Below are 24484 nucleotides of genomic sequence, written 5' to 3' on the forward strand. Positions count from 1 at the left end.
CCTGCCACACCCGCCCGGTCAGGGCAGGTCGTTGGCGCGGCGGATGACCGTCACCAGGTCGTCGATGATGCCGGTGAGGGCGAAGTCCTTCGGGGTGAAGACCCGGGCCACCCCGGCCGCCCGCAGCGTGTCGGCGTCAGCGGCGGGGATGATGCCTCCCACGACCACCGGCAGGTCCGCCCGGCCGGCGGCGCGCAGCCCGTCGAGCACGGCCGGCACGGCTGCCAGGTGCGAACCGGAGAGCACGGACAGCCCGACCAGGTCGACGTCCTCCTCTACGGCCGCGGCGACGATCTGCCCGGCGGTCAGCCGGATGCCCTGGTAGACGACCTCGAAGCCGGCGTCGCGGGCGCGTACCGCGATCTGCTCGGCGCCATTGGAGTGCCCGTCCAGGCCGGGCTTGCCGACCAGCAGTCGCAGCCGGCCGCTGCCCAGCTCGCGGGCGGTGGCGGTGACCCGCTCGCGGACGGCCGCGAGGCCCGGGTCGCCGCCGGTGCCGGTGGCCCCGGCCAGCCCGGTGGGCGCCCGGTACTCGCCGAAGACCTGGCGCAGCGCACCGGCCCACTCGCCGGTGGTCACACCGGCCCGCACGCACTCCAGGGTGGCCGGCATCAGGTTCGTGGTGGACGCGGCGTCCGCGCGGAGCCGGGCCAGGGCCGCGTCGACGGCCGCGCCGTCCCGGTCGGCCCGCCACCGGCGTACGCCGTCCACGGCTGCGGCCTCGACCGCCGGATCGACCTGCTCGACCGCCTCCGCTCCGGCCGCGGTAAGCGGGGAGGGCTCGGTCTCGGTGAACCGATTGACGCCGACCACCACGTCGGCGCCGGACTCCATCCGGCTGCGGCGCTCGGCCAGCGAGGCGACCAGCGCGCTCTTGAGGTAGCCGGTCTCCACGGCGGTTACCACGCCGCCCAGCTCCAGCACCTTGTCCAGCTCGGCTCGGGCACCGGTGACGATCTCGTCGACCAGCGCGGTCATCACGTGCGAGCCGGCGAAGAGGTCGGGGTGTTCGAGCAGATCCGACTCGTACGCCAGAACCTGCTGCATCCGCAGCGACCACTGCTGGTCCCAAGGGCGGGGCAGGCCGAGCGCCTCGTTCCAGGCGGGCAGCTGCACCGCGCGAGCCCGGGCGTCGCGGGACAGCGTCACGCCGAGCATCTCCAGCACGATTCGCTGGATGTTGTTTTCCGGCTGCGCTTCGGTCAGGCCGAGCGAGTTGACCTGCACGCCATAGCGGAACCGGCGCTGCCTGGCCTCGGTGACTCCGTACCGGTCGCGGGTGATCTCATCCCAGAGCACGCCGAACGCGCGCATCTTCCCGATCTCCTCCACGAACCGCACCCCGGCGTTGACGAAGAACGAGATCCGCTGCACCACGTCACCCATCCGCTCGGCGGGCACCTGGCCGGAGTCGCGCACCGCGTCGAGCACGGCGACCGCGGTGGCCAGCGCGAAACCGACCTCCTGCACCGGCGTGGCACCGGCTTCCTGGAGGTGGTACGAGCAGATGTTGACCGGGTTCCACCGCGGCATCTCGCGCAGCGTGTACGCCACCACGTCGGCGGTGAGCCGCAGCGACGCCGCCGGCGGGAAGATGTACGTCCCCCGGGACAGGTACTCCTTGATGATGTCGTTCTGCGTGGTGCCGGCGCAGCGGGCCAGCTCGGCATTCTGCTCCAGCCCCACGGTGCCGTAGAGGGCGAGCAGCCACATCGTCGGCGCGTTGATGGTCATCGAGGTGTTCATGTCGGCCAGCGGGAGGCCGTCGAAGAGCGCCCGCATGTCGCCCAGGTGGGCCACCGGCACGCCGACCCGGCCGACCTCGCCGGCGGCCAGCTCGTGGTCGGGGTCGTACCCGGTCTGGGTGGGCAGGTCGAAGGCGACCGAGAGACCGGTCTGCCCCTTCGCCAGGTTGCGGCGGAAGAGGGCGTTGGTCGCGGCGGCCGACGAGTGGCCGGCGTAGGTGCGCATCACCCACGGACGGTCCCGCTCGGGCAACCGCCCCGAAGATGCCTTCTCATCCATGGCCGGAGTCTAAGTTACCGTTCAGTAAAACGGGCTGTGGAAAACCACACAGGTCCATGTCGCGGACGTCTGGGTGCGAAGTGCCCGCAGTGTCCCGGACCACCACACCCCGGGCGCCGCACCGCCCTGGCTAGGACGCACACTGGACGTCATGGATGACGAGCTGGCCATCTCCGTCCGGGGACTGCGCAAGGCGTACGGCGACAACGTGGCCGTGGCCGGCGTGGACCTCGACGTCGACCGCGGCGAGGTGTTCGCCCTGCTCGGCCCGAACGGCGCCGGCAAGACCACAACGGTGGAGATCCTCGAGGGCTACCGGCGCCGGGACGCCGGCGAGGTCACCGTGCTCGGCGCGGACCCGGCGCACCCGGACGCCGGCTGGCGATCCCGGGTGGGCATCGTGCTGCAGGGCACCGGCGAGTTCGACGAGCTGACCGTGGCCGAGGTGATTCGCCACTTCTCCGGCTTCTACCCGGACGCCGACGACCCGGACAAGGTGATCGAGCGGGTCGGGCTGGCCGGCAAGGCGAAGGCCCGCACGCACACCCTCTCCGGCGGGCAGAAGCGCCGCCTCGACGTGGCGCTGGGCATCATCGGCCGCCCCGAGCTGCTCTTCCTCGACGAGCCGACCACCGGCTTCGACCCGGAGGCCCGCCGCGAGTTCTGGGAGCTGATCCGCGACCTCGCCGCGGCCGGCACCACCATCGTGCTGACCACCCACTACCTGGACGAGGCCGAGGCGCTGGCCGACCGCGTCGGGGTGATCACCGGCGGACGACTGGTCGAGGTGTCCGCGCCGAACCGGCTGGGCAACCGGCAGGAGTCCCTCGCGACGGTCTCCTGGCGTACCCCGGAAGGGGCGGTGGAGAGCGCGCAGAGCGCGGCGCCGACGGCCCTGGTGGCCGAGCTGGCCGCGCGCTACGGCGGCGAGGTCCCCGGGCTCACCGTGACCCGGCCGACCCTGGAGGACGTCTACCTCACGATGATCGGACAAGCGCGATGACGACCACGACGAAGCCGGCGACGCCGGTCGCCGCGACCCGGGGCCGCCGACCGGGCGCCGGGGGACTCGCCCTGCGGCAGGGCCGGCTGGAGATCACCCAGTTCCTGCGCAGCCGGGAGTCCGTCGTCTTCACGATGGGCTTCCCCATCATCATGATCCTGATCTTCGCGTCGATCTTCGACGGCACGATCGGCGGCGGGGTCAAGTTCACCCAGTACTTCATCACCGGGATGATCGCGACCGGCCTGATGACGGTCAGCTTCCAGAACCTCGGCATCTGGATCCCGATCGAGCGGGACCGGGGCGTGCTCAAGCGCTACCGGGGCACGCCGATGCCGAAGTGGGTCTGGTTCGCCGGCAAGGTGATCATGGTGGTGGCGATCGGCATCGCCGAGACCGCGCTGCTGCTGGCGGTCGCGGTGGCGCTGTTCGACCTCGACCTGCCCGGTACCGCCGGGAAGTGGTTCACCTTCGGCTGGGTCGCCGTGCTCGGGGTGACCGCCTGCACCCTGTGCGGCATCGCCATCTCGTCGCTGGCCCGCACCGCGCGCAGCGGCTCGGCAGTGGTCACCCCGGTCGCCCTGGTGCTCCAGTTCATCTCCGGGGTGTTCTTCGTCTTCACCGACCTGCCCACCTGGATGCAGCAGGTGGCCGCGCTGTTCCCGCTCAAGTGGATGTGCCAGGGGCTGCGGTCGGTCTTCCTGCCGTCCAGCTTCGGCGCACAGGAGCCGGGAGGCTCGTTCGAGCTGGGCCGCGTCGCGCTGGTGCTGACCCTGTGGTGCGTGATCGGCGTCGTACTCTGCCTGACCACCTTCCGCTGGACCACCAAGCGCGACGGCTAACCCCCGCCCGCCTGCCGCGCCCTCCGCGCGCCGCCCCACCGATCTAGGGCTCGTTGTCGTTTTTTGATCTCCAACGACAGCGATTCGCCCTAGATCGACGCGGGAGTCGGCGCACGGGGGCGCGGCGCGCGCGGGGCGGGGTGGGGGTTAGTACGTGTAGAAGCCCTTGCCGGTTTTGCGGCCCAGGTCGCCGGCGGTGACCATCCGCTGGAGCAGCTCCGGCGGGAAGAACTTCTCGTCGGCGGTGTCGGTGTAGATGTTCTTCGAGGCGTGCAGCAGCACGTCCACGCCGGTGAGGTCGGTGGTGGCCAGCGGGCCCATCGCGTGCCCGAAGCCCAGCCGGCAGGCGGTGTCCAGGTCCTCAGCCGACACCACGCCGGACTCGACCAGCTTGACCGCCTCGACCACCAGGGCGGAGATCAGCCGGGTGGTGACGAAGCCGGCGATGTCCCGGTTGACCACCACCACCGTCTTGCCGATCTCCTCGGCGAAGGCCCGTACGGTGGCCAGCGTGGCGTCACTGGTCTTGTAGCCGCGGACCAGCTCGCACAGCTGCATCATCGGCACCGGGGAGAAGAAGTGGGTGCCGACGACCATCTCGGGCCGTTCGGTGACCGCGGCGATCTGGGTGACGGGGATGGCCGAGGTGTTGGTGGCGAGCACCGCGTCGGACTTGCAGATCTTGTCCAGGGCGCGGAACACCTCGTGCTTGATCTCCAGACGCTCGAAGACCGCCTCGACCACGATGTCCGCGTCGGCCGCCGCCTCCAGGTCGGTGGTCGGGGTGATCCGGGCGAGCGTCGCCTCGACCTCGGACGCCTCGATCTTGCCCTTCTCGGCGAACTTCTCCAGCGACTTCCGGATGCCGCCGAGGCCCCGGGTGGTGGCCGCGTCGTCCAGGTCGCGCAGCGTCACCTGCCAGCCCGCCTGCGCCGCCACCTGGGCGATGCCGGAGCCCATCAGCCCGGCCCCGACGACCGCGAGTCGACCCGCCATCTGCTTCTCCCTCGCTGCGATTGAGTGCCTGCCTGCACCCTAGTCGGCGAGCCTGAACGACGGCTAAGGGGCTGTCGGGAGACCGCACAGCCCCGGTTGGTGTCAGATCTCCAGCGCCGGCTCCTCCCGCGTCGTCCCTCGCTCGACGGCCACCCCGAGCGCGCGCAGGTCGGCGACGAAGTCCGGGTAGCCCCGGTCGACGTGGTGCACGTGGGAGACCTCGGTGACCCCGTCCGCGCAGAGCCCGGCCATGATCAGCCCGGCTCCGGCGCGGATGTCGGTGGCCCGTACCGGCGCCCCGGAGAGATGTTGCCGGCCGCGGACCACCGCGTGGTGCCCGTCGGTCTTGATGTCCGCGCCGAGGCGCATCATCTCGTTGGCGAACATGAACCGGCCGTCGAAGATGTTCTCGGTGATCAACGAAGCGCCGTCGCTGACCGCGGCCAGGCCGATCGCCATCGGCAGCAGGTCGGTGGCGAAGCCCGGGTACGGCAGCGTCACCACGTCGACCGCGCGGGGCCGGTCGTCCATCCGCACCCGGAAGCCGTCTCCCCGGGTCTCCACCAGGCCGCCGGCCGCCACCACCTTGTCCAGCGCGACCTCCAGGAAGGCCGGGTCGAGCCCGGTCACCGTCACGTCGCCACGGGTCATCGCCGCACCGAACGCCCAGGTGCCGGCGACGATCCGGTCCCCCACCGTGGCGTGTCGCACCGGGCGCAGCCCGGGTACGCCGGTGATCCGCAGGGTGGATGTGCCAGCGCCGGAGATCCGCGCGCCCATCTGGTTGAGCATGGTGCAGATGTCGACGATCTCCGGCTCCCGAGCGGCGTTGTCGATCATCGTGGTGCCCTGGGCCAGCACCGCCGCCATCACCAGGTTCTCGGTCGCCCCCACGCTGGGGAAGTCCAGCACGATGTCCGCGCCGCGCAGCCCGTGCGGTGCGGCGGCGATGACGAACCCGTGCTCACCGGAGATGTCCGCGCCCATCCGGGTCAGCCCGGAGACGTGCATGTCCAGTCCGCGCGAGCCGATCGCGTCGCCGCCCGGGTGGGCCACCCGCACGTACCCCCGGCGGGCCAGCAGCGGGCCGAGTACGCAGATCGACGCGCGTAGCCGGCGGACCAGGTCGTAGTCCGCGTCCGCGCCAGGCTGCTCGGGTACGTCGATGGTCACCGATCGGGAGCGGGCCAACCCGCCCCGCGCGACCATCGGATCGACCGGGTCGTCCGCGTCGAACCGCACGTCGCAGCCCAGCCGACGCAGCACCTCCCCCATGATCGCGATGTCGGTGATCCGCGGGACGTTGGTGATCACGCTGCGGCCCGGAGCGAGCAGCGCGGCGGCCATCAACTTCAACGCCGAGTTCTTGGCACCGACCACGTGCACGGTGCCGGCCAGCCGGGCGCCGCCGCGTACCCGGATGACATCGACTTCGTTGACCGCCGGATCACCCGCGTCCCCGGGGCTCACCACCGCCGGCCAGCCGGCGGCGGTGGTGTCCGGCCGCGCCGGGATCGTCAGGTCCGGTATCCGTAGGCTGTGCGTCATGGCCGTCCACCTCACGCGCATCTACACCAAGGCCGGCGACGCCGGCATGACCAGGCTGAGTAACAACGAGCAGGTGCCGAAGATCGATCCACGGATCGCCGCGTACGCGGATGTCGACGAGTGCAACGCGGCGATCGGCGTCGCGCTCGCCCTGGGCCAGCTCGACGGGGAACTGCGGGCCGTGCTGGCGTCGATCCAGAACGACCTGTTCGACGTGGGCGCCGACCTGTCCACGCCGGTCGAGCCGGAGCCGAAGTACCCGCCGCTGCGGGTGACCGAGGAGTACGTCGAGCGCCTCGAGGGCTGGTGCGACGAGTACAACGCACGCCTGAGCAAGCTCGACTCCTTCATCCTCCCCGGCGGCACCGCGGGTGCGGCGCTGCTGCACGTGGCGCGGACCATCGCCCGGCGTGCCGAACGGGCAGCGTGGGCGCTGGTCGGCCACGATCCGGAACGGACCAGCCCGCTCCCGGCAAAGTATCTCAACCGGCTCTCCGATCTGCTCTTTATCCTGTCAAGAACGGCAAATCCGGCGGGAGATGTGCTATGGGTGCCGGGCGGTAAGCGCTGAGCGTCGGCGGGCTGCACCACGTGGAGGTGTGGGTTCCCGATCTCGACGCCGCCACGCGTAGCTGGGGCTGGCTCCTGGGCGAACTGGGCTGGACGCTCCACCAGGACTGGCCGGCCGGCCGCTCGTGGCGCCTCGGCGCCACCTACCTGGTCGTGGAGCAGTCACCCGCGCTCTCCGGGGCGGTCCACGACCGGCTCGCCCCGGGTCTCAACCATCTGGCCTTCCACGCCGGGCCGCCTGCCACCGTGGACCGGCTGGTCGCGGCGGCGCCGGCACACGGCTGGGCCCTGCTGTTCCCGGACCGGCACCCGCACGCCGGTGGGCCGGACACCTACGCCGCCTACCTCACCGACAATCAGGGGTACGAGGTGGAACTGGTCGCCACCGGTAACGGCAGTTGACGAGAACCGCGCCTGAACGACGCACAGCGCCTCGCGAGGGAATCAGGGCGTGTTTCAGAAGTTGTCGGTCGAGCCGAGCCGGAGTCCGGGAGCCGTCCGCACTTCTGAACACGCCCTAGGCGGCAGGCCAATCCTGGGAGGCCATACGCGGCGAGACCGCCCCCGGAGGGGCGGCCTCGAGCCAGGAGAGGAAACCGGTCACTGTCGACCGCGCCATGGCGATCTCCACCGGTGCATGGTGACTGGTACAGCGGAGGATCACCCAGTCGGCCGGCATGGAGAGGCGTTCCTGACCCTCGGGCAACCGACGGCGCTCCACCGCGAGCCCCTTGCGGGAGAGCACCCGCTTGGGCCGCAGCGCGAAGCTGAACATCCGGTACCAGCGCAGCTCGTCACCAGCGAACCGGCCGAAGCCCGGCGACCAGCCGCGGCCGTCGAGCATGGTGGAGACCCGGACGCTGAGCCGGATGATGCCACCGCTCCGGGTGACCAGGGCCCGCCGGACGAAGAGAATGAGGAGCGCAGCGAGGATGACCGCGACGCCGATCCCGATTCCCTCGACGATCTCCATCCCCGGTACGGCTCAGTGGCTCTGCGAGGAGACCGGGGTCGCGCTCTCGGCCAGCACGGTGACGCCGTCGGCGCTCACCGAGAGGAAGCCGCCGGCCACGTCGTAGGCGACCTGCTGACCGCCGGCAAGCTTGATGCGTACCTGGCCGGGCTCGGCGAGCTGGCCGAGCAACGGCGCGTGCCCCGGCAGGACACCGAGCTCACCCTCGGTCGTCCGGGCGACGACCATCTCGGCGTCACCGGACCAGACCTTCTCCTCGACGGCGACGAGCTCGACGTGAAGCTGCTGTGCCACGCTGTCTCCTTGCTGCGGCGGCGGATTGCCGAAAGTCTAGTCCTGAGGCGAACGCGCCCCCAAGGCGGGTGGGGAGAGCTACGCCACGGCTACTTGGTCTTGTTCAGGAAGTCCGGGTGCTCCAGCAGGAACGGGTCCAGTTGTTCATTGTGCAGGGCGGTGAAGAAGTCCGACACGCCTGGCTGGAACTGCTCGCCCTTGTATTTCTTGCCCTCGAAGACTCCGCCGCCGGGGAGCTTGATCATCTGGATCGTGTTGGGCCGGACATTCTTGAGGGCGATGCCGAAGTCGACAACGCCGTTGCCGCGACCGTTGAAGATCAACGACTGACCGGCGGCGCGGAGGACCTTGTCCAGCTTGATGGGGTTGGACACCACGTCGGCGCTGAACGCCTGCCCGACCATGGCCTTGACGAACTGCTGCTGGTGACGCTGCCGGCCGTAGTCGGCGTCCGGGACACCGTTCTTCGGGTAGCGCTGCCGGACGTAGTCCAGCGCCTGCCACCCGCTGAGGTGTTGGTTGCCCTTCTTGTAGACCGCCTGCGGGCCGACGTAGCCCTCGCCCCGCGTGTTGCCCGGCCGCGGCTTACCGTCCGGCTGCTTGTGCTCGGACCGCACGTCCCGCTCAACGTACATGTCGACGCCGCCCATGGCGTCCACGATCTTCTGGAAGCCGGTGAAGTTGATGATCGCGCCAGCGTCGAACCGCTTGATGCCGGTCACGTTCTGCACCGTGGTGGCCAGCAGCTCGAAGCCCCGCGCGGCGTCGGGGTTGCCTCCCGGCACCCGGCTGCCGAACGACATGGCGGCGTTGATCTTCGTGGTCTCGCCGGGGAACTCGGCCTTCTTGAAGGGCGGGATCTGCACGTAGAGGTCCCGCGGCAGCGAGAACAGATAGGCCCGGTCCATCGTCGCGGGCACGTGCAACACCATGATCGAGTCGGCCAGTGGCGCCGCCGTCGGCGTACGGGGATCGATGCCGACCAGCAGGATGTTGAGCGGGCCCTTGATGTCGGTCTTCTTCGCCTGGGCCCCGGCCGCCTGGTCGCCGAAGAGGTCGGCCTTGCCGACCGCGCCCTCGTAGCGGGCCATCAGCACCTCGGTGCCGACGAGCACCATCCCGCTGAGCATGGTCAGCACGGTGCCGAACACCGTGCAGACCCTGGCCCAGCGCGGCACGCCCCGCCAGATGGAGGACCTGCGGCCACTCTTGCCGGCCTTACCCACGAGCATCTCCGATCGATACGCCCACGATTGGGAGACGGGCGCACGTAGCCGAAAGGTTGCCAATATCAACGCTCGTTCACGTGAGCGCGCGGAACGACCGTATCTCGGGTGGTTCGGAACCGACGACCGCGAGTAACGGACCGCGGGGACGATAGGGCGTGAAGATGAACAAAAGACTGCCCCGGCATTGCCGGGGCAGTCATTTTGTTTCGGATCCGATCGGGCTGTCAGCCCTTCATCAGCTCCTCAGCCTTGCGCTCCAGGTCCTCGAGACCGCCGCACATGAAGAACGCCTGCTCGGGGAAGTGGTCGTACTCGCCCTCGCTGATCTTGCGGAACGCCTCGATGGTCTCCTTGATCGGGACCGTCGAGCCCGGCACGCCGGTGAACTGCTCGGCGGCGTAGGTGTTCTGCGACAGGAAGCGCTCGATCCGCCGGGCCCGGGCCACGGTGATCTTGTCTTCCTCGGAGAGCTCCTCGATGCCGAGGATGGCAATGATGTCCTGCAGGTCGCGGTAGCGCTGCAGGATCCGCTTCACCTCGGTGGCGACCTGGAAGTGCTCCTGGCCGACGAACTCCGGGGCGAGGATCCGGGACGAGGACGCCAGCGGGTCCACCGCCGGGTAGATGCCCTTGTCGGAGATCGACCGCTCCAGGTTGGTGGTCGCGTCCAGGTGGGCGAACGTGGTGGCCGGGGCGGGGTCGGTGTAGTCGTCCGCCGGCACGTAGATCGCCTGCATGGAGGTGATGGCCTGGCCCCGGACCGAGGTGATCCGCTCCTGGAGCTCGCCCATCTCGTCGGCCAGGGTCGGCTGGTAACCCACCGCGCTCGGCATCCGGCCGAGCAGGGTGGAGACCTCCGAACCGGCCTGGGTGAAGCGGAAGATGTTGTCGATGAAGAGCAGCACCTCCTGCTTCTTCACGTCGCGGAAGTACTCGGCCATGGTCAGCGCGGAGAGCGCCACCCGCAGCCGGGTGCCCGGCGGCTCGTCCATCTGGCCGTAGACCAGCGCGGTCTTGTCGATGACGCCGGACTCGGTCATCTCGGCGATGAGGTCGTTGCCCTCACGGGTGCGCTCACCCACGCCGGCGAAGACCGAGGTACCGCCGAAGTTGCGGGCCACACGGGTGATCATCTCCTGGATGAGCACCGTCTTGCCCACGCCCGCGCCGCCGAACAGGCCGATCTTGCCGCCCTTGACGTACGGGGCGAGCAGGTCGATGACCTTGATGCCGGTCTCCAGCATCTCGGTCTTCGGCTCCAGGTCCGCGAAGGCCGGGGCCTTGCGGTGGATACCCCAGTGGTCGTCCGGGGTCAGGGTCTCGCCCTCTTTGAGGTTGAGCACCTCGCCGATCGCGTTGAACACGTGGCCCTTGACCGCGTCGCCCACCGGCACGGTGATCGGCTTGCCGCGGTCGCGCACCTCCGCGCCGCGGACCAGGCCGTCCGTCGGCTGCATCGAGATGGCACGGACCAGGTTGTCACCCAGGTGCTGGGCGACCTCCAGGGTCAGCGTCTTCTCACCGCCGGACAGGTTCACGTCAACGTTCAGGGCGTTGAACAGGGCCGGCATGGCGTCGCGCGGGAACTCGGCGTCGACGACCGGGCCGATGACCCGGACCACGCGACCCGTGGCCGTCTTGGTCTCTACTGGTGCAGTCATCACACTTCACTTCCCGACGCGGCAAGCGCGTTGGCGCCGCCGACGATCTCGCTGATCTCCTGGGTGATCCCGGCCTGGCGAGCCGAGTTCATCTCACGCGTGTACTTCTCGATCATGTCCTCAGCGTTGTCGGTGGCGCTCTTCATCGCCCGCCGCCGTGCCGCCGACTCGCTCGCCGCCGCCTCGATCAACGCCGCGTAGATCCGCGTGTTGATGTACCTCGGCAGCAGCGCGTCGAGCAGCGCCTCCGCCTCCGGTTCGAACTCGTACGCCGGCAGCAGCCCCTCGGAGCGCGGCCGGTCCTCCACCTGCATCGGCCCGATGATCTTGGCGACCGGGCTCTGCGTCATCAGCGAGTGGAACTCGGTGTAGACGATGTGCAGTTCGTCGACGCCGACCACTCCGTCCGCACCGGCACCGCCGTCGACGTCGTCCGCACCGGCCGTGAACGCCTTGATCAGCGTCTCACCCACCGTGCGGGCGTCCTCGAACGACGGCTGCTCGCTGAAGCCCGTCCAGTTGGCCTCGATCGGCCGGTTGCGGAACCGGTAGAACCCGACGCCCTTACGCCCGATGACGTAGAGCACCGGTTCCTTGCCGTCCGCCTTGAGCCGCGCGATCAGCGACTCCGCCGTCTTGATCGCGTTGGAGCTGTAGCCGCCGGCCAGGCCACGGTCGCTGGTGACCAGCAGGACGCCCGCCCGCCGCACCCGCTCGCGCGGGGTGAGCAGCGGGTGGTCGATCCGCGCGTTGGACGCCAGCGCCGTGAGCACGCCGGTGATGGCCTGGGCGTACGGCAGGGACGCCTGCACCCGGGCCTGGGCCTTGGCGATCCGGCTCGTCGCCACGAGCTCCATCGCCTTGGTGATCTTCTTCATCGACTTCGCCGAGCGGATCCGTTGACGAAGAACGCGTACCTGGGCCGCCATGGGATCAGCTCTCGGCCGGGCGGTCGGTCGTGCCGTCGCGGAAGCGGGTCACCGTCTCGCGGTTCTCCTCGCCCTCCAGCGGCGCGGCCGGCGCGTCGTTGACCCGACGCTCGTCGCCCTTGCCGAGGAAGACCTGCTTGAACTCGCTGATCGCGTTGTCCAGGGAGCCGACGATGTCGTCGCTCCATTGGTTGTCGGCGATCCCGGCCAGCACACCCGCGTGCTTGTGCCGCAGGTACTGGAGGAACTCCGACTCGAAGCGCCGGACCTCACCCACCGGGATGTCGTCCAGCTTGCCCTCGGTGCCGGCCCAGACCGAGACGACCTCTTCCTGCACCGGGTACGGCGAGTAGTTCGGCTGCTTGAGCAGCTCGACCAGCCGGACACCGCGGTCCAGCTGGGCCCGGGAGGCCTTGTCCAGGTCGGAGGCGAAGGCGGCGAACGCCTCCAGCTCGCGGTACTGGGCCAGGTTGAGGCGCAGCGAACCGGCAACCTTGCGCATCGGCTTCACCTGCGCGGCGCCACCGACCCGGGAGACCGAGGTGCCGACGTTGATCGCCGGACGGACGCCCTGGTTGAACAGGTCGGTCTCCAGGAAGATCTGGCCGTCGGTGATCGAGATGACGTTGGTCGGGATGAAGGCCGAGATGTCGTTGGCCTTCGTCTCGATGATCGGCAGACCGGTCATCGAGCCGCCACCCAGCTCGTCGGAGAGCTTCGCGCAGCGCTCCAGCAGGCGGGAGTGCAGGTAGAAGACGTCACCCGGGTACGCCTCACGGCCCGGCGGGCGACGCAGCAGCAGCGACACGGCCCGGTACGCCTCGGCCTGCTTGCTCAGGTCGTCGAAAACGATCAGGACGTGCTTGCCGCCGTACATCCAGTGCTGCCCGATGGACGAGCCGGTGTACGGGGCGATGTACTTGAAGCCGGCCGGGTCGGACGCCGGGGAGGCCACGATGGTCGTGTACTCCATCGCGCCCGCCTCCTCCAGCTGGCCCTTGATGGAGGCGATCGTGGAGGCCTTCTGGCCGATGGCGACGTAGATGCAGCGAACCTGCTTCTTCGGGTCGCCGGTGCGCCAGTTGTCCCGCTGGTTGAGGATGGCGTCCAGGGCGACCGTGGTCTTACCGGTCTTCCGGTCGCCGATGATCAGCTGCCGCTGGCCCCGACCGATCGGCGTCATCGCGTCGATCGCCTTGATGCCGGTCTGCAGCGGCTCGAACACCGACTGCCGGGCCATCACGTTCGGAGCCTGCAGCTCCAGCTCGCGGTAGCCCTCGTCGGCGATGTCGCCGAGGCCGTCGATCGGCTGGCCGAGCGCGTTGACCACGCGGCCGAGGAAGGCGTCGCCGACCGGCACGGAGAGCACGCGGTCGGTGCGCTTGACCCGCTGCCCCTCCTCCAGCTTGGCGGCGTCACCGAGAACGACGACACCGATCTCCCGGACGTCGAGGTTCAGCGCAACGCCGAGCGTGCCGTCCTCGAACTCCAGGAGCTCGTTGGTCTTGGTCGAGGGCAGGCCCTCGACGTGGGCGATGCCGTCACCGGTGTCGGCGACGGTGCCGACCTCCTCGCGGGAGACGTCGGTCGAGTAGGAGGAGACGTAGCGCTCCAGGGCGCCGCGGATCTCCTCCGTCGAGATGGTCAGCTCGGCCATCCTCTGCTTCCTTAAAATTCAGGGGCCCGGGATACCTAGTACCGACCGGTCCGAATGGCGTCTGTCATTCCGGGCGCTGCGCGGCGGGGCCGGTCAGCGCTTCGCGAGCGCGTTGCGGGTCTCGTTGAGGCGGCGCAGGATGGTGCCGTCGTACAGGTCGGAGCCGACCCGCACGCTCACGCCACCCAGGACGTGGGGGTCGACCGTCTGCTTGACGGAGACCTCTCGACCGTATATCGCGGCGAGGCTCGCGCCCAGGCGCTGCTCCTCCTGGTCACTCAACGGGGCCGCCACGGTGACGTACGCCACCTGGCGGTCCCGCCGTTCGGCGGCGAGTTCCACGAGCCGGGTGAGCGATCCCGCGAAGGAGCGCCCTCCGAAGCCGGCCAGCGCCACCTCGATGAGGCGGACCGTGGCCAGGCGGGTCTTGCCGGCCAGCAGCTCGCCGACCAGGACGCCCCGCTGGTCCACGGGAGCCGCCGAGTTGGACAGCGCCGCGGCGAGCGCGGGCTGACCGGCGACGACCTGCCCGAAGCGGAACAGCTCGTCCTCGACCTCACCCAGGTCACCGGCCGCGTCGACGCTGGCCAGCACGGCCTCCACGCCGAGCCGCTCGACACCGTCGAGCAGCTCGGTCGGCGTCGACCACCGGCCGGAGACCACCGAGGCGAGCAGGTCGATCGCCCCGTCGCCGATCTTGCCGCGCAGCATTCCGCCGAGCAGTTCGGCGCGGTCCGCGCCGGTCCGGGCCGGGTCGGAAAGAGCCCGACGCAACCGCGGCTCCCGCCGCAGCAGACCGGCAACGGCGAGCAGGTCGTTCGCCGCGTGGGCCACCGCGACCGGGTCGGTGCCGCGGACGTACGCGTCGAGGCGCTCGGCCGCGACCTTGTACGACTCCCGGCTGGCGGCCTGCATCAGCGGGCCCCCGTGCTCTCGAGACCGCTCAGGAACCGGTCGACGGTGCCCTTGCGCCGCGCCTCGTCGGCCAGCGACTCACCGACGATCTTGCTGGCCAGGTCCACCGCGATCGCGCCGACCTCCGAGCGCAGCTCGCGCACGATGGTGGCCCGCTCGGCGGCGAGCTGGTCCTTGCCGGCCGCGATGATCCGGTCGGACTCTTCCCGCGCCTTGGCGAGGACGTCCTGCCGGATCCCCTCGGCGTCGGCCCGGGCGTCGTCGCGGATCTTCGCGGCGTCGGTCCGGGCCTCGGCGAGCTGGGCACGGTACTGCTCGAGCAGCTTGTTCGCCTCGGCCTGGGCGGCCTCGGCGCGCTTGATGCCGCCCTCGATCGCGTCGACCCGAGCCTGGAACGTCTGCTCCATGCGGGGGAAGACGAACTTCATCAGCACGAAGCAGAGCACGGCGAAGGCGACCGTGCCGACCACGATCTCCTGCCAAATCGGGATGATCGGGTTGTGGGTCGACTCACCACCCTCAGCGGCGAGGAAATACATGGTTACCTCCCGGTCTAGGGGCGGGATCAGCCGGCCCAGATGAAGCCGAAGGCGATGCCGAACAACGCCAGCGCCTCGATGACGGCGAAGCCGATCCAGACGTACGGCAGGGTCATGCGGGACGACTCGGGCTGGCGGGCCGTCGACTGGATGTAGGCGGCGAAGACCAGGCCGACGCCGATACCCGGGCCGATGGCCGCGAGGCCGTAGCCGATGGCGGCGGTGCTGCCCTCTACCGCGGCGACGTAATCCATTAGTGGTTCCTCCTGGTTATCACGCGTGACTCTCACGCGGGACGACAACGGTTGGTGCGTGGATCAGTGCTCTTCGGCGAGCGCGCCCTGGATGTAGCTGGCGCTCAGCACGGTGAAGACGTATGCCTGCAGGACGATGACCAGCGCCTCGAGAAGGGTCAGCGCCACGGTCATCACCCAGGAGACCACCGAGATCGGCGCCAGCCAGGCGTTGGCGTTGAGCATCGCGAAGCCGCCGAGCGTGAAGACCAGCAGGAGCATGTGGCCGGCGAACATGTTCGCGAAGAGACGGACGGCGAGCGAGAACGGCCGGATGATGAAGGTCGAGAACGCCTCGATCGGGATCAGCAGCGGCAGGATGTACCAGGGTGCCGGCGGAATCAGGGCGTGCTTGAAGTATTTGACGAAGCCGTGGTGCCGGATGCCGATGTAGTTGAACAGCACGTAGCTGAGCACCGCGAGGATCGCCGGGAAGGCGATGTGCGAGTTCGGCGAGATCTGGAAGAACGGGATGATCGCGAACGCGTTCGTCAGCAGCACGAAGCAGAACAGCGTCGTGAAGTAGGGCGCGAACCGCACGCCCTGGTGACCGATCATGTCGACCGAGATGTTGTTCCGGACGAAGCCGTAGATCGACTCGGCGAACCACTGCTTCTTGGTCGGCACCAGCTGCGGCTTCCGGTAGGTCGCCAGGAAGAAGATGATCAGGACGCCGACCGCGATCCAGATCATCGCCGTGAACTTGGTGAACCAGGGAGCGTTTTCCACACCCCAGGGCAGGATGGCGGGCAGGTAAAAGTCGTCCACACTGGGTGGGAATGCCGCCTGGCCTGCTGCCAGAACGTTCGCCTGTCCGAACACCGTGTCCCTTCCTAAGTAGGCGTGCCGAGCCGGCGGACGACCAGGATGATCCCCCCGGTCACGCCGAGCACGACGCCGATCCCGGTGGCGACGCCACCGGTGTCGAGCCACTGGTCGATCAGCCAGCCGATGAAACCCCACACGAGCATGCCTCCGATGAGGTAGCTGAGCGCGGTCCAACCCTGACCGGCGCCGGACGGATAGTCGTCCGGTTCACCGGCGGGACGGGGGGTTTGGTCACCAGCCATGACGGGGCGAACGATATCAGCCGGGAAGACGAGGCTGTGCCTCACCCCCCGCACAACCGTCGTTGTGTGGGCTTCTCGTGGGCGCCGTCGTCTGTGGGCACGCTACTCCCCTTCCGCCCGTCGGAAAATGACCGGAGGCCGACACATTGCCGCGCGTCCGCTGGATGGGACGACCGGCCGATCGCCAGGTCAGCCCCGCGGCCGACGGGCGTGCACCGTGGTCAGCCACCAGAGGTGCACCGCTGTCCACACTGCCACCCCGGCGACGATGCCGAAGCAGAGCGGGATCAACCCGGGCCAGCCGGTGGATGCCACCGCCACCAGCACCACACCCAACAGGGTGAACTTCAGCGCGTACAGGCCCAGCCCGAGCGGCAGCAGCAACTGCGGGTTGATCTGGTCGGCCCGGGCCAGCACCACCGTGGTGAGGGTGTAGCTGACCACCGTGACGCCCACCCCGGCCGCCGCGCCGAACGCGGCCGTCGCGCCGCCCGTCGCGCCACCCACCACCGCGGCGACCGCGGCCAGCGCCACCGACGCGGCCAGCAGCACCGGCAGGTGTCGCAGTCGCCAACGCCGGTCGGCGTCGGTCCCGACCACCACGGGCTCAGCCACGGGGGTACGCCGGGAACGCCGCGACCAGCTCGGCCACCTCGGCACCGATCCGGGTCAGCTCGTCGGCGCCGCCCGGGGCGCCGGGATCAGCACGTACCGCCCGCGCGATCAGGGCGGCCACCTGCCGCAGCTCCCCCTCCCGCATGCCCTGGGTGGTGACGCTGGGCGTGCCCACCCGGATGCCGGAGGCCACCCTCGGAGGCTGCGGGTCGTACGGGATCGCGTTCTTGTTGAGGGTGATCGACGCCGCGTCGCAGCGATCCTCGGCCTCGGCGCCGGTCACGCCCAGCTCCCGCAGGTCGATCAGGGTGAGGTGGGTGTCGGTGCCGCCGGACACCGGGCGCATCCCCTCGTCGGCCAGCCCGGCCGCGAGCGCCTGGGCGTTGCTGATCACCTGACTGGCGTACGTCTGGAACTCGGGCTGGGCGGCCTCGCGCAGCGCGACGGCCTTGGCCGCGACCGCGTGCATCAACGGGCCGCCCTGGGTGAACGGGAAGACCGCCTTGTCGATCCGCTGCGCCAGCGACTCGCGGCACAGGATCATGCCGCCGCGCGGGCCGCGCAGCACCTTGTGGGTGGTCGCGCAGACGACATCGGCGTACGGCACCGGGGACGGGATCGCCCGGCCGGCGACCAGGCCGATGAAGTGCGCCGCGTCCACCATCAGGTACGCGCCGACCTCGTCGGCGATCTCCCGGAAGCGGGCGAAGTCGATCAGCCGGGGGTACGCGGTGGCGCCGCAGATGATCATCTTGGGCCGGTGCGCCCGGGCCAGGTCCCGCACCTCGTCGTAGTCGATCAGCTCGGTGTCCGGCCGGACGGTGTACCCCACCGTGGCGAACCACTTGCCGGAGAAGTTCACCCGGCTGCCGTGGGTCAGGTGCCCGCCGTGCGGCAGGTCCATCGCCAGCACCGTGTCCCCCGGCTGCACCAGCGCGGCGTACGCGGCCAGGTTGGCGCTGGCGCCGGAGTGCGGCTGGAGGTTGGCATGCTCGGCGGCGAAGAGCTCCTTCGCCCGGGCGATGCCGATCTCCTCAGCCCGGTCCACCTCGGCGCAGCCGCCGTAGTAGCGCCGGCCCGGGTAGCCCTCGGCGTACTTGTTGGTCAGCGTCGAACCGAGCGCGGCCAGCACCGCCGGCGAGGTCAGGTTCTCGCTGGCGATCAGCTGAAGGCCGCCGCGCAGCCGGTTCAGCTCGCCGAGGACCACCCCGGCGATCTCCGGGTCGGTGGCCCTGAGCTGCGCGAAATCCGGCCCCCAGAAGGTGCTCGTCTCGGTGTCCACAGCGAACGAGTCTAGGGGGCCGCACACTGGAAGCCGTGAGATGCCTCGTCACCGGAGCCACGGGATACATCGGCGGGCGGCTGGTGCCCCTGCTGCTCAGCGACGGGCACACCGTGCGTTGCCTGGCCCGTAAGGCCGGTCGGCTGCGCGACGTGCCCTGGGCGTCGGCCGCGGAGATCGTCCAGGGGGACCTGAGCCGGCCGGACACGCTGCCCGCCGCGTTCGCCGACGTGGACGTCGCCTACTTCCTGGTGCACTCGCTGGGCCGGTCCGACTTCGAGGCGGCCGACCGGGCGGCGGCGACCAACTTCGCGGCGGCGGCCCGGAAGGCCGGCGTACGCCGGATCGTCTACCTGGGCGGCCCGGAGCCGGCGGCCGACGAGGAGGTCCCCTCCCCGCACCTGCGGTCCCGGGCCGAGGTGGGCCGCATCCTGCTGGCCAGCGGCGTGCCCACCGCGGTGCTCCGGGCCGCGGTGATCATCGGCTCCGGCTCGGCCTCGTTCGAGATGCTGCGCTACCTGACCGAGCGACTGCCCGTCATGGTCACCCCGCGCTGGGTCCGCAACCGGATCCAGCCGATCGCGGTCCGCGACGTGCTGCGCTACCTGGCCGGCTGCACCGCGCTGCCGCCGGAGGTCAGCCGCGGCTTCGACATCGGCGGGCCGGACGTGCTCAGCTTCCGCGACATGATGCAGCGCTACGCCCGGGTGGCCGGCCTGCGTCGGCGCGTCATCGTGCCGGTCCGCCCGCTCACCCCGTCGCTCTCCTCGCACTGGGTCGGCCTGGTCACCCCTGTGCCGAACGCCATAGCCCGCCCGCTGGTGGAGAGCCTGGTCCATGAGGCGATCGCGCACGAACACGACATCGCCCGGTACGTGCCCGACCCGCCGGGTGGGCTGACCGGCTTCGACGAGGCGGTGGCGCTGGCGCTGGCCAAGGTGCGCGACGCCCAGGTGGTGACCCGCTGGTCGACCGCGAGCGGCCCGGACGCGCCGGCCGAGCCGCTGCCCACCGACCCGGACTGGTCCGGCGGCACCGCCTACACCGACTACCGGGAACGGACGGTGGACGCGCCGCCGGCGGACCTCTGGCGGGTCATCGAGGGTGTCGGCGGCGAGCACGGCTGGTACTCGTTCCCGCTCGCCTGGTCGATCCGGGGCTGGCTGGACCGGCTGATCGGTGGGGTCGGGCTGCGCCGGGGCCGGCGCGACCCGCACCGCCTCCAGGTCGGTGAGGCCCTGGACTTCTGGCGGGTGGAGGAGATCGTCCCGGGCGAGCTGCTGCGGCTGCGCGCCGAGATGCGGCTGCCCGGCCGAGCCTGGCTGGAGATGCGGGTGCTGCCCGCCGACGACGGCCGCAGCCGCTATCAGCAACGCGCGGTCTTCCTGCCGCGCGGGCTGGCCGGGCACGCCTACTGGGGGTCGGTGGCCCCGTTCCACGCGGTGGTCTTCGGCGGGATGGCCCGCAACATCGCCCGCGGCGCCGAGCGGGCCCCCGACCACCCCGCCAAGCGCACCGGCTGACCCCGCCGGGTCGACGGGCAGGCCGACCGGAGCGGGGGCTCAGTTGCCGGTACGGGCACCGGTGACCTGGAAGGCGACCCGCTCGCTGGGCGGGACGAAGTCCTGCACCGGCTGGTCGCGCAGGGCGAAGGCGAGCACCTCGCCGACCGCGTCCACCATCCGGGCCTGCACCGCCTGACCCACCGCGTCGCGTGGGTCGTCCGGGTTCGCCGCCATCGAGGCCACCGCGAGCTGCGGGGTGAACGCCACCACCGTCTCCGTCTCGTACCGCTCCGAGCTGCCGGTCTTGCCGGCCACCGGGCGGTTGAGTTTGGCCCGCAGACCGGGTGCGGTGGCACCGTCGCAACGCCCGTACATCGACTGGTCGCCGACCGGGCAGCGGGCCGCGTCGGCGGCCGCCCGGGCCACATCGGTGTCGAGCGCCTGCCGGCAGTCCGGCTTGGCGGCGTCGACCGGGTGGCCGGCCGAGTCGGTGATCGAGACCACCGGCAGCGGGGCGCACCAGGTCCCCTCGGCCGCCACCGTGGCGTACGCCGTGGCCAGGTCGAGCGGGGTCGTCGCGGCCACGCCCAGGGTGAACGGGCCCCAGTTCTTCGCCCCGTACCGGGCCAGCCGGGCGTCGGAGTCGGCGCGCAGCACGATGCCCAGCCGCTCGGCCATCTCCACCACCCGGTCGGCGCCGACCCGCTCGGTGAGCCAGGCGAAGTACGTGTTCACCGAGCGCCCGAACGCGGTCCACATGGTGCGCCGGCCGTCCATCGACGACGGGCTGGAGTTCGCCGGGCACCAGCGGCCGTCACAGCTCGCCTCCCCGGTCACCGGGAACTTCGTGAGCAGCCGGGTCGGCGCGGTGAAGTCGGTCGACAGCGGCATGCCGGACTCCAGCGCGGCCAGCATGGTGAAGAGCTTGAACGTCGACCCGCCCTGGTACCCCTCGATCGCCCCGCCGCCGGCGATCAGCTGATTCACCGTGTTCGGGTGGTTCTTCTGCCCAGCAGGGTTGTCCGCCACGCTGTAGCTGCGGTTCACCGCCATCGCCAGCACCCGACCGGTGCCGGGCTGCACCACCGCGGTCGGCACCGCCCGGGCCTCGGTCGGCTTGTAGATCCGCAGCACCTGCTCGGTGGTGGCCCGCTGCACCGCCGGGTCGAGCGAGGAGACGATGGAGAACCCGCCCCGGCGCAGCGTGCGCTGCCGCTCGTCGGCGGTCGACCCGAACGCCGGCTGGCTGCTCCACCACCGGGTGAACCAGTCGCAGAAAAAGCCCCAGTCCTTGTGCCCGTCCGGCACGGCCGTGCAGTCGTTCGGGGTCTCGCTGGGCCGCAGGTCCAGCGGCTCGGCCCGCGCCGCCGCCGCCGCGTCCGCCGACACCTGGCTCGACTCCACCATCTGCTCCAGCACATACGCCCGCCGGTGCAGCGCGCTGTCGGCGTCGCCGTTGATCGGGTCGTCGCTGTCCGGCGACCGGACCAGCCCGGCCAGCAGCGCGGCCTGCGCCAGGGTCAGCTCCGCCGGGGACCGGGAGAAGTAGCGCTTGCTGGCCGCCGCGATGCCGTACGCCCCGGCGCCGAAATAGGCGATGTTGAGGTAGCGGGTGAGGATCTCGTCCTTGCTCAGCTCCCGCTCCAGCGCCAGCGCGTACCGCATCTCCTGGATCTTGCGGGCGGTGGTGACCTCGGTGGCCGCCCTGCGCTGGCTCTCGGTCAGCCGAGGATCGCTGCTGAGCACGTTGCGGACGTACTGCATGGTCAGCGTGGAGGCGCCCTGCCGGGTCCGGCCGTCGCGCTTGTTCACGGTGAACGCGCGCACCACACCCCGCAGGTCCACCCCGCTGTGCTGGAAGAACCGGACATCCTCGGCGGCCACGATGGCCTGGCGCATCACCGGCGCGACCTCGTGCAGCGGCACGTCCACCCGGTCCTCCTGGTAGAAGGAGGTGATCAGGGTGGTGCCGTCGTTGGCGTAGAGGTTGGAGCGCTGGGCGGTGGGCGGTGTGCGCAGCGTGTTCGGCAGCTCCGAGTAGGGCGTGGACAGGGCGCTGAAGCCGATCCCGAAGACCAGGGCCACCGGCAGGGCGGCCGCCGCCAGCACCAACCCGGCCAGCACACCGGCGATCACCACGGTCAGCAGTTTGTCGAGATGGGCCCGGATCATCAGCTCTCCCCGCAGGAGCCGGTCACGCTAGGACCCGTTCAGAATGACCCGAAAGGCCCCTTTCGCCCCAGGTTTTCCCTAAACCCGGAGGAAACTCGCACGCCGCTCAGGGAAGCAGCGCGGCGGCCAGCGGGTGGACCGTCTCCTCGATCTCGTCCGCGACCCGGCTGAAGCACTGGTCGCCGCGACCCCACGGGTCGTCGAGATCGTCGGTCGGCAGCAGCGAGGCGCCCAGCCGGGCGTCGTGGGCCGCCGCCACCAGGGCCACGCCTCGGGCGTACACCGCCTCCGGGGTCGCCTCGGCCGGCGGCAGCGCGGCGGCGTCCACCGCGGCCAGCAGGCGGCCGAACTCACCCAGCACGAACGTGCGGGCCTCCGCGTCCGGACGCAGCGCCACCACGTACTCCTGCTGATCCGCGGTCGCGGTCAGGACCAGATCGGCGGCGTCGATGTGCTCCGACCGCAGCTTGCGCGCGGCGAACCCCTCGACGTCCCCACCCCGGCTGGTGACCTGGCGGGCCGCCGGCGGGTTCATCTCCTCGCCGGCGTGCCAGCCGCCCGTGCCGGCGCTGTGGCTGTGCAGCAACTCCTCGGCCCGGGCCGGGTCCTGCTCACGCCGGGCCAACCGCTCCCGCACGGCCAGGGCGAGCAACCGCTCGGCCATCGGCGAGCGGCAGATGTTGCCCATGCAGACGTGCAGCACGGTGAACGGGGGCACTCAGACCCCCCGGCCGTCGACGAGATCCGGCACCACGTCGCGCAGCTTCTCCAGCGGAATCGCGCCGGCCCGCAGCAGCTGCGGCACCTCGCCGGTCAGGTCCACGATCGTGCTGGGCACCGGGTCCGGGCACGGCCCGGCCTCCAGGTACGCCCGCACCGAGTAGCTGAGCTGGTCGCGCGCCTCCTCCGCGGTGACCGCGGCGGGCTGGCCGGTCTTGTTGGCCGAGGAGACCGCCATCGGGCCGGTCTCCCGCAGCACCTCCAGCGCCACCGGGTGCAGCGGCATCCGCACCGCCACCGTGCCCGACTTGTCGCCGAGGTCCCACTGCAGGCTCGGCGAGTGCTCGACCACGATCGTCAACGCACCCGGCCAGAACGCCTCCACCAGGTCCCGCGCGGCGGTGGGCAGCGAGAAGACCAACCCGTCCAGGGTCTGCCGCGAGCCGATCAGCACCGGCGGCGGCATCTGCCGACCCCGGCCCTTCGCGTCCAGCAGCGCCTTGACCGCGTACGGGGTGAACGCGTCCGCGCCGATGCCGTAGACGGTATCCGTCGGCAGGACGACCAGCTCGCCGTTCTTGACCGCCTCGATGGCCGCGGCGATGCCGCGGTCCCGATCGGCGGGCGACCGGCAGTCGTAGAGCATCACGAGGAGTCAGTCTGCCACGCCGTCCCGCTCGGGGCGTGCTGGCCGTCCGCCCGTCGGGACGCGGTGGCATAGCGAGGGCGGCCGGTGAGGTCCGGATGCTCCATGATCGCGGTGAACCGGCCGTCCGCGGCGAGCAGCCCGGGCACCGCCGAGCCGTGCGTGTCGTCGTGCTCGACCCCGAGCACGCCGCCGGGGCGCAGCAGCGCCGCCGCCCGGGCGATCACCGGCCGGATCACCGCCAGACCGTCCACGCCACCGAAGACCGCCTCCGCCGGGTCGTGCCCGGCCACCTCCGGCGGCACCACCACGTCGACCGGCACGTACGGCGGGTTGCAGAGCAGCACGTCCACCCGGCCCACCAGGTCGGCCAGCAGGTCGGGCGCGGTGACGTCGGCCTCGACCACCTCGATCGGGCGGTCCCCCGCCTCGGCGCGCTCCGCCGCGTTGCGGCGCAGCCAGGCCAGCGCCGCCGGGGACCGCTCCACCGCCACCACCCGCGCCCCCGGCAACTCCTGTGCCACCGCCAGCGCGATCGCGCCGGAGCCGCTGCACAGGTCCACCACCAGCGGGTCGGGCCGACCCCGGCCCTGCTCGAGGCCCCAGCCGGCCAGCAGCTCGGTCTCCGGCCGGGGCACGAAGACGCCCGGGCCGACCGCCAGCTCCAGATGCCGGAAGCCGGCCCGACCGGTCAAATGCTGCAACGGCTCCCGGGCGGCACGGCGGCGCACCAGCTCGTCGAGCCGGGCCAGGTGATCGTCGGTCAGGTCGTCAACGAGCGCCAGCCGCCCGCGGGGCACCCCCAGGACGTACGCCGCCAGCAACTCGGCCTCCACCCGGGCCGGGCCCACCCCGGCGGCGGCGAGCAGCCGGGCCGCCCGGGCCACCGCGGCCGACGGACGGAGCCGCCCTGTCCCTTCGGGGGGGTGTTGCGGCAGAGTGGTCACGCCATAATCATGAAGCGTCGCGGGCGACGCCACGAACCGGTGCGTCGAGGCGC

General features: G+C 71.0%; 25 protein-coding genes. 5 read left to right on the forward strand and 20 right to left on the reverse strand.

What is annotated here, in order from left to right; genetic code table 11:
- Positions 1–18 precede the first annotated feature (18 nt).
- Positions 19–2025 (reverse strand): protein meaA, encoded by a 2007-nt coding sequence (locus tag BUS84_RS17915; protein ID WP_074314021.1) that lies wholly within the window; start codon positions 2023–2025, stop codon positions 19–21.
- A 151-nt stretch (positions 2026–2176) separates the two neighbouring features.
- Between BUS84_RS17915 and BUS84_RS17920 the strand changes: the two genes are divergently transcribed.
- Both BUS84_RS17920 and BUS84_RS17925 read left to right on the forward strand, forming a co-directional pair.
- Entirely contained in the window at positions 2177–3028 is an 852-nt protein-coding gene (locus tag BUS84_RS17920) for an ABC transporter ATP-binding protein (protein ID WP_074314022.1), read from the forward strand.
- On the forward strand, positions 3025–3870 hold the full coding sequence (locus tag BUS84_RS17925; RefSeq protein WP_074314023.1) for an ABC transporter permease: 846 nt from the start codon (positions 3025–3027) through the stop codon (positions 3868–3870). Before BUS84_RS17920 ends, BUS84_RS17925 begins: the two co-directional genes overlap by 4 nt.
- Positions 3871–4017: 147 nt before the next feature.
- Here the strand turns inward: BUS84_RS17925 and BUS84_RS17930 are convergent, their stop codons facing one another.
- The gene (locus tag BUS84_RS17930; RefSeq protein ID WP_074314024.1) at positions 4018–4866 is read right to left on the reverse strand and encodes a 3-hydroxyacyl-CoA dehydrogenase family protein; all 849 of its coding nucleotides are present in this window, start codon (positions 4864–4866) and stop codon (positions 4018–4020) included.
- A gap of 102 nt (positions 4867–4968) precedes the next feature.
- Positions 4969–6414 carry a UDP-N-acetylglucosamine 1-carboxyvinyltransferase gene (murA, locus tag BUS84_RS17935; protein WP_074314026.1) on the reverse strand — a complete coding sequence of 482 codons (1446 nt, stop codon included), beginning with the start codon at positions 6412–6414 and terminating at the stop codon, positions 4969–4971.
- On the opposite strand from murA, the gene BUS84_RS17940 reads away from it, so the two are divergent.
- Both BUS84_RS17940 and BUS84_RS17945 read left to right on the forward strand, forming a co-directional pair.
- Positions 6413–6985 (forward strand): cob(I)yrinic acid a,c-diamide adenosyltransferase, encoded by a 573-nt coding sequence (locus BUS84_RS17940; protein WP_074314027.1) that lies wholly within the window; start codon positions 6413–6415, stop codon positions 6983–6985. The two genes, murA and BUS84_RS17940, sit on opposite strands and share 2 nt — an antisense overlap.
- Positions 6982–7386, forward strand: coding sequence for a VOC family protein (locus BUS84_RS17945; RefSeq protein WP_074314029.1), 405 nt, complete (start codon positions 6982–6984; stop codon positions 7384–7386). The genes BUS84_RS17940 and BUS84_RS17945 overlap by 4 nt, the downstream gene beginning before the upstream one ends.
- Before the next feature lie 115 nt (positions 7387–7501).
- Here BUS84_RS17945 and BUS84_RS17950 read toward each other — a convergent pair whose 3' ends face one another.
- The 13 genes from BUS84_RS17950 to BUS84_RS18010 all read right to left on the reverse strand — a co-directional run bounded on the left by BUS84_RS17950 (position 7502) and on the right by BUS84_RS18010 (position 18441).
- The gene (locus BUS84_RS17950; protein WP_074314030.1) at positions 7502–7957 is read right to left on the reverse strand and encodes a DUF2550 domain-containing protein; all 456 of its coding nucleotides are present in this window, start codon (positions 7955–7957) and stop codon (positions 7502–7504) included.
- 12 nt (positions 7958–7969) lie between these two features.
- Positions 7970–8251 (reverse strand): F0F1 ATP synthase subunit epsilon, encoded by a 282-nt coding sequence (locus tag BUS84_RS17955; protein ID WP_074314032.1) that lies wholly within the window; start codon positions 8249–8251, stop codon positions 7970–7972.
- 89 nt (positions 8252–8340) lie between these two features.
- A complete protein-coding gene (locus tag BUS84_RS17960) occupies positions 8341–9483 on the reverse strand; it encodes an LCP family protein (RefSeq protein WP_074314034.1) in 1143 nt (380 codons plus the stop codon).
- A gap of 221 nt (positions 9484–9704) precedes the next feature.
- A complete protein-coding gene (atpD, locus tag BUS84_RS17965) occupies positions 9705–11141 on the reverse strand; it encodes a F0F1 ATP synthase subunit beta (RefSeq protein WP_074314036.1) in 1437 nt (478 codons plus the stop codon).
- A complete protein-coding gene (locus BUS84_RS17970; RefSeq protein WP_074314038.1) occupies positions 11141–12070 on the reverse strand; it encodes a F0F1 ATP synthase subunit gamma in 930 nt (309 codons plus the stop codon). The genes atpD and BUS84_RS17970 overlap by 1 nt, the downstream gene beginning before the upstream one ends.
- Before the next feature lie 4 nt (positions 12071–12074).
- Positions 12075–13727 carry a F0F1 ATP synthase subunit alpha gene (gene atpA / locus BUS84_RS17975; protein WP_074314041.1) on the reverse strand — a complete coding sequence of 551 codons (1653 nt, stop codon included), beginning with the start codon at positions 13725–13727 and terminating at the stop codon, positions 12075–12077.
- A gap of 93 nt (positions 13728–13820) precedes the next feature.
- Positions 13821–14642, reverse strand: a complete 822-nt coding sequence (locus tag BUS84_RS17980; protein ID WP_074314043.1) for a F0F1 ATP synthase subunit delta — start codon at positions 14640–14642, stop codon at positions 13821–13823.
- The gene (locus BUS84_RS17985; protein WP_074314045.1) at positions 14642–15181 is read right to left on the reverse strand and encodes a F0F1 ATP synthase subunit B; all 540 of its coding nucleotides are present in this window, start codon (positions 15179–15181) and stop codon (positions 14642–14644) included. The genes BUS84_RS17980 and BUS84_RS17985 overlap by 1 nt, the downstream gene beginning before the upstream one ends.
- Positions 15182–15207: 26 nt before the next feature.
- Complete coding sequence (locus BUS84_RS17990) at positions 15208–15435, reverse strand: ATP synthase F0 subunit C (RefSeq protein ID WP_074314047.1); 228 nt, start codon at positions 15433–15435, stop codon at positions 15208–15210.
- Between the two features lie 63 nt (positions 15436–15498).
- Complete coding sequence (atpB, locus tag BUS84_RS17995; RefSeq protein ID WP_074314049.1) at positions 15499–16296, reverse strand: F0F1 ATP synthase subunit A; 798 nt, start codon at positions 16294–16296, stop codon at positions 15499–15501.
- Between the two features lie 11 nt (positions 16297–16307).
- Positions 16308–16544 carry an AtpZ/AtpI family protein gene (locus BUS84_RS18000; protein WP_074314051.1) on the reverse strand — a complete coding sequence of 79 codons (237 nt, stop codon included), beginning with the start codon at positions 16542–16544 and terminating at the stop codon, positions 16308–16310.
- Positions 16545–16733: 189 nt separating this feature from the next.
- A complete protein-coding gene (locus BUS84_RS18005) occupies positions 16734–17159 on the reverse strand; it encodes a hypothetical protein (protein ID WP_074314054.1) in 426 nt (141 codons plus the stop codon).
- On the reverse strand, positions 17152–18441 hold the full coding sequence (locus tag BUS84_RS18010; RefSeq protein WP_208869691.1) for a serine hydroxymethyltransferase: 1290 nt from the start codon (positions 18439–18441) through the stop codon (positions 17152–17154). Before BUS84_RS18010 ends, BUS84_RS18005 begins: the two co-directional genes overlap by 8 nt.
- A gap of 35 nt (positions 18442–18476) precedes the next feature.
- Between BUS84_RS18010 and BUS84_RS18015 the strand changes: the two genes are divergently transcribed.
- A complete protein-coding gene (locus tag BUS84_RS18015) occupies positions 18477–19964 on the forward strand; it encodes an SDR family oxidoreductase (RefSeq protein ID WP_074314058.1) in 1488 nt (495 codons plus the stop codon).
- Between the two features lie 39 nt (positions 19965–20003).
- Here BUS84_RS18015 and BUS84_RS18020 read toward each other — a convergent pair whose 3' ends face one another.
- The 4 genes from BUS84_RS18020 to prmC form a co-directional block, all read right to left on the reverse strand.
- On the reverse strand, positions 20004–22118 hold the full coding sequence (locus tag BUS84_RS18020; protein WP_074314060.1) for a transglycosylase domain-containing protein: 2115 nt from the start codon (positions 22116–22118) through the stop codon (positions 20004–20006).
- A gap of 106 nt (positions 22119–22224) precedes the next feature.
- Complete coding sequence (locus BUS84_RS18025; RefSeq protein WP_074314062.1) at positions 22225–22836, reverse strand: arsenate reductase/protein-tyrosine-phosphatase family protein; 612 nt, start codon at positions 22834–22836, stop codon at positions 22225–22227.
- Complete coding sequence (locus BUS84_RS18030) at positions 22837–23484, reverse strand: L-threonylcarbamoyladenylate synthase (RefSeq protein ID WP_074318902.1); 648 nt, start codon at positions 23482–23484, stop codon at positions 22837–22839.
- Positions 23484–24431 (reverse strand): peptide chain release factor N(5)-glutamine methyltransferase, encoded by a 948-nt coding sequence (gene prmC, locus BUS84_RS18035; protein ID WP_074314064.1) that lies wholly within the window; start codon positions 24429–24431, stop codon positions 23484–23486. The genes BUS84_RS18030 and prmC overlap by 1 nt, the downstream gene beginning before the upstream one ends.
- Positions 24432–24484: the final 53 nt, after the last annotated feature.

This window comes from Micromonospora cremea (genome assembly GCF_900143515.1).
Taxonomy (GTDB): Bacteria; Actinomycetota; Actinomycetes; order Mycobacteriales; family Micromonosporaceae; genus Micromonospora; species Micromonospora cremea.

Bases quoted from the DNA above. Each gene is read 5' to 3' on its own strand.
- BUS84_RS18020 (WP_074314060.1), bottom strand. From the start codon at position 22,118: ATGATCCGGGCCCATCTCGACAAACTGCTGACCGTGGTGATCGCCGGT.
- murA (WP_074314026.1), bottom strand. From the start codon at position 6,414: ATGACGCACAGCCTACGGATACCGGACCTGACGATCCCGGCGCGGCCG.
- BUS84_RS17980 (WP_074314043.1), bottom strand. From the start codon at position 14,642: ATGCAGGCCGCCAGCCGGGAGTCGTACAAGGTCGCGGCCGAGCGCCTC.
- BUS84_RS17930 (WP_074314024.1), bottom strand. From the start codon at position 4,866: ATGGCGGGTCGACTCGCGGTCGTCGGGGCCGGGCTGATGGGCTCCGGC.
- BUS84_RS17970 (WP_074314038.1), bottom strand. From the start codon at position 12,070: ATGGCGGCCCAGGTACGCGTTCTTCGTCAACGGATCCGCTCGGCGAAG.
- atpD (WP_074314036.1), bottom strand. From the start codon at position 11,141: ATGACTGCACCAGTAGAGACCAAGACGGCCACGGGTCGCGTGGTCCGG.
- BUS84_RS17985 (WP_074314045.1), bottom strand. From the start codon at position 15,181: ATGTATTTCCTCGCCGCTGAGGGTGGTGAGTCGACCCACAACCCGATC.
- BUS84_RS17950 (WP_074314030.1), bottom strand. From the start codon at position 7,957: ATGGAGATCGTCGAGGGAATCGGGATCGGCGTCGCGGTCATCCTCGCT.
- BUS84_RS17920 (WP_074314022.1), top strand. From the start codon at position 2,177: ATGGATGACGAGCTGGCCATCTCCGTCCGGGGACTGCGCAAGGCGTAC.
- BUS84_RS17915 (WP_074314021.1), bottom strand. From the start codon at position 2,025: ATGGATGAGAAGGCATCTTCGGGGCGGTTGCCCGAGCGGGACCGTCCG.
- BUS84_RS17960 (WP_074314034.1), bottom strand. From the start codon at position 9,483: ATGCTCGTGGGTAAGGCCGGCAAGAGTGGCCGCAGGTCCTCCATCTGG.
- BUS84_RS17925 (WP_074314023.1), top strand. From the start codon at position 3,025: ATGACGACCACGACGAAGCCGGCGACGCCGGTCGCCGCGACCCGGGGC.
- BUS84_RS18030 (WP_074318902.1), bottom strand. From the start codon at position 23,484: ATGCTCTACGACTGCCGGTCGCCCGCCGATCGGGACCGCGGCATCGCC.
- atpA (WP_074314041.1), bottom strand. From the start codon at position 13,727: ATGGCCGAGCTGACCATCTCGACGGAGGAGATCCGCGGCGCCCTGGAG.
- BUS84_RS18000 (WP_074314051.1), bottom strand. From the start codon at position 16,544: ATGGCTGGTGACCAAACCCCCCGTCCCGCCGGTGAACCGGACGACTAT.
- BUS84_RS17940 (WP_074314027.1), top strand. From the start codon at position 6,413: ATGGCCGTCCACCTCACGCGCATCTACACCAAGGCCGGCGACGCCGGC.
- BUS84_RS17990 (WP_074314047.1), bottom strand. From the start codon at position 15,435: ATGGATTACGTCGCCGCGGTAGAGGGCAGCACCGCCGCCATCGGCTAC.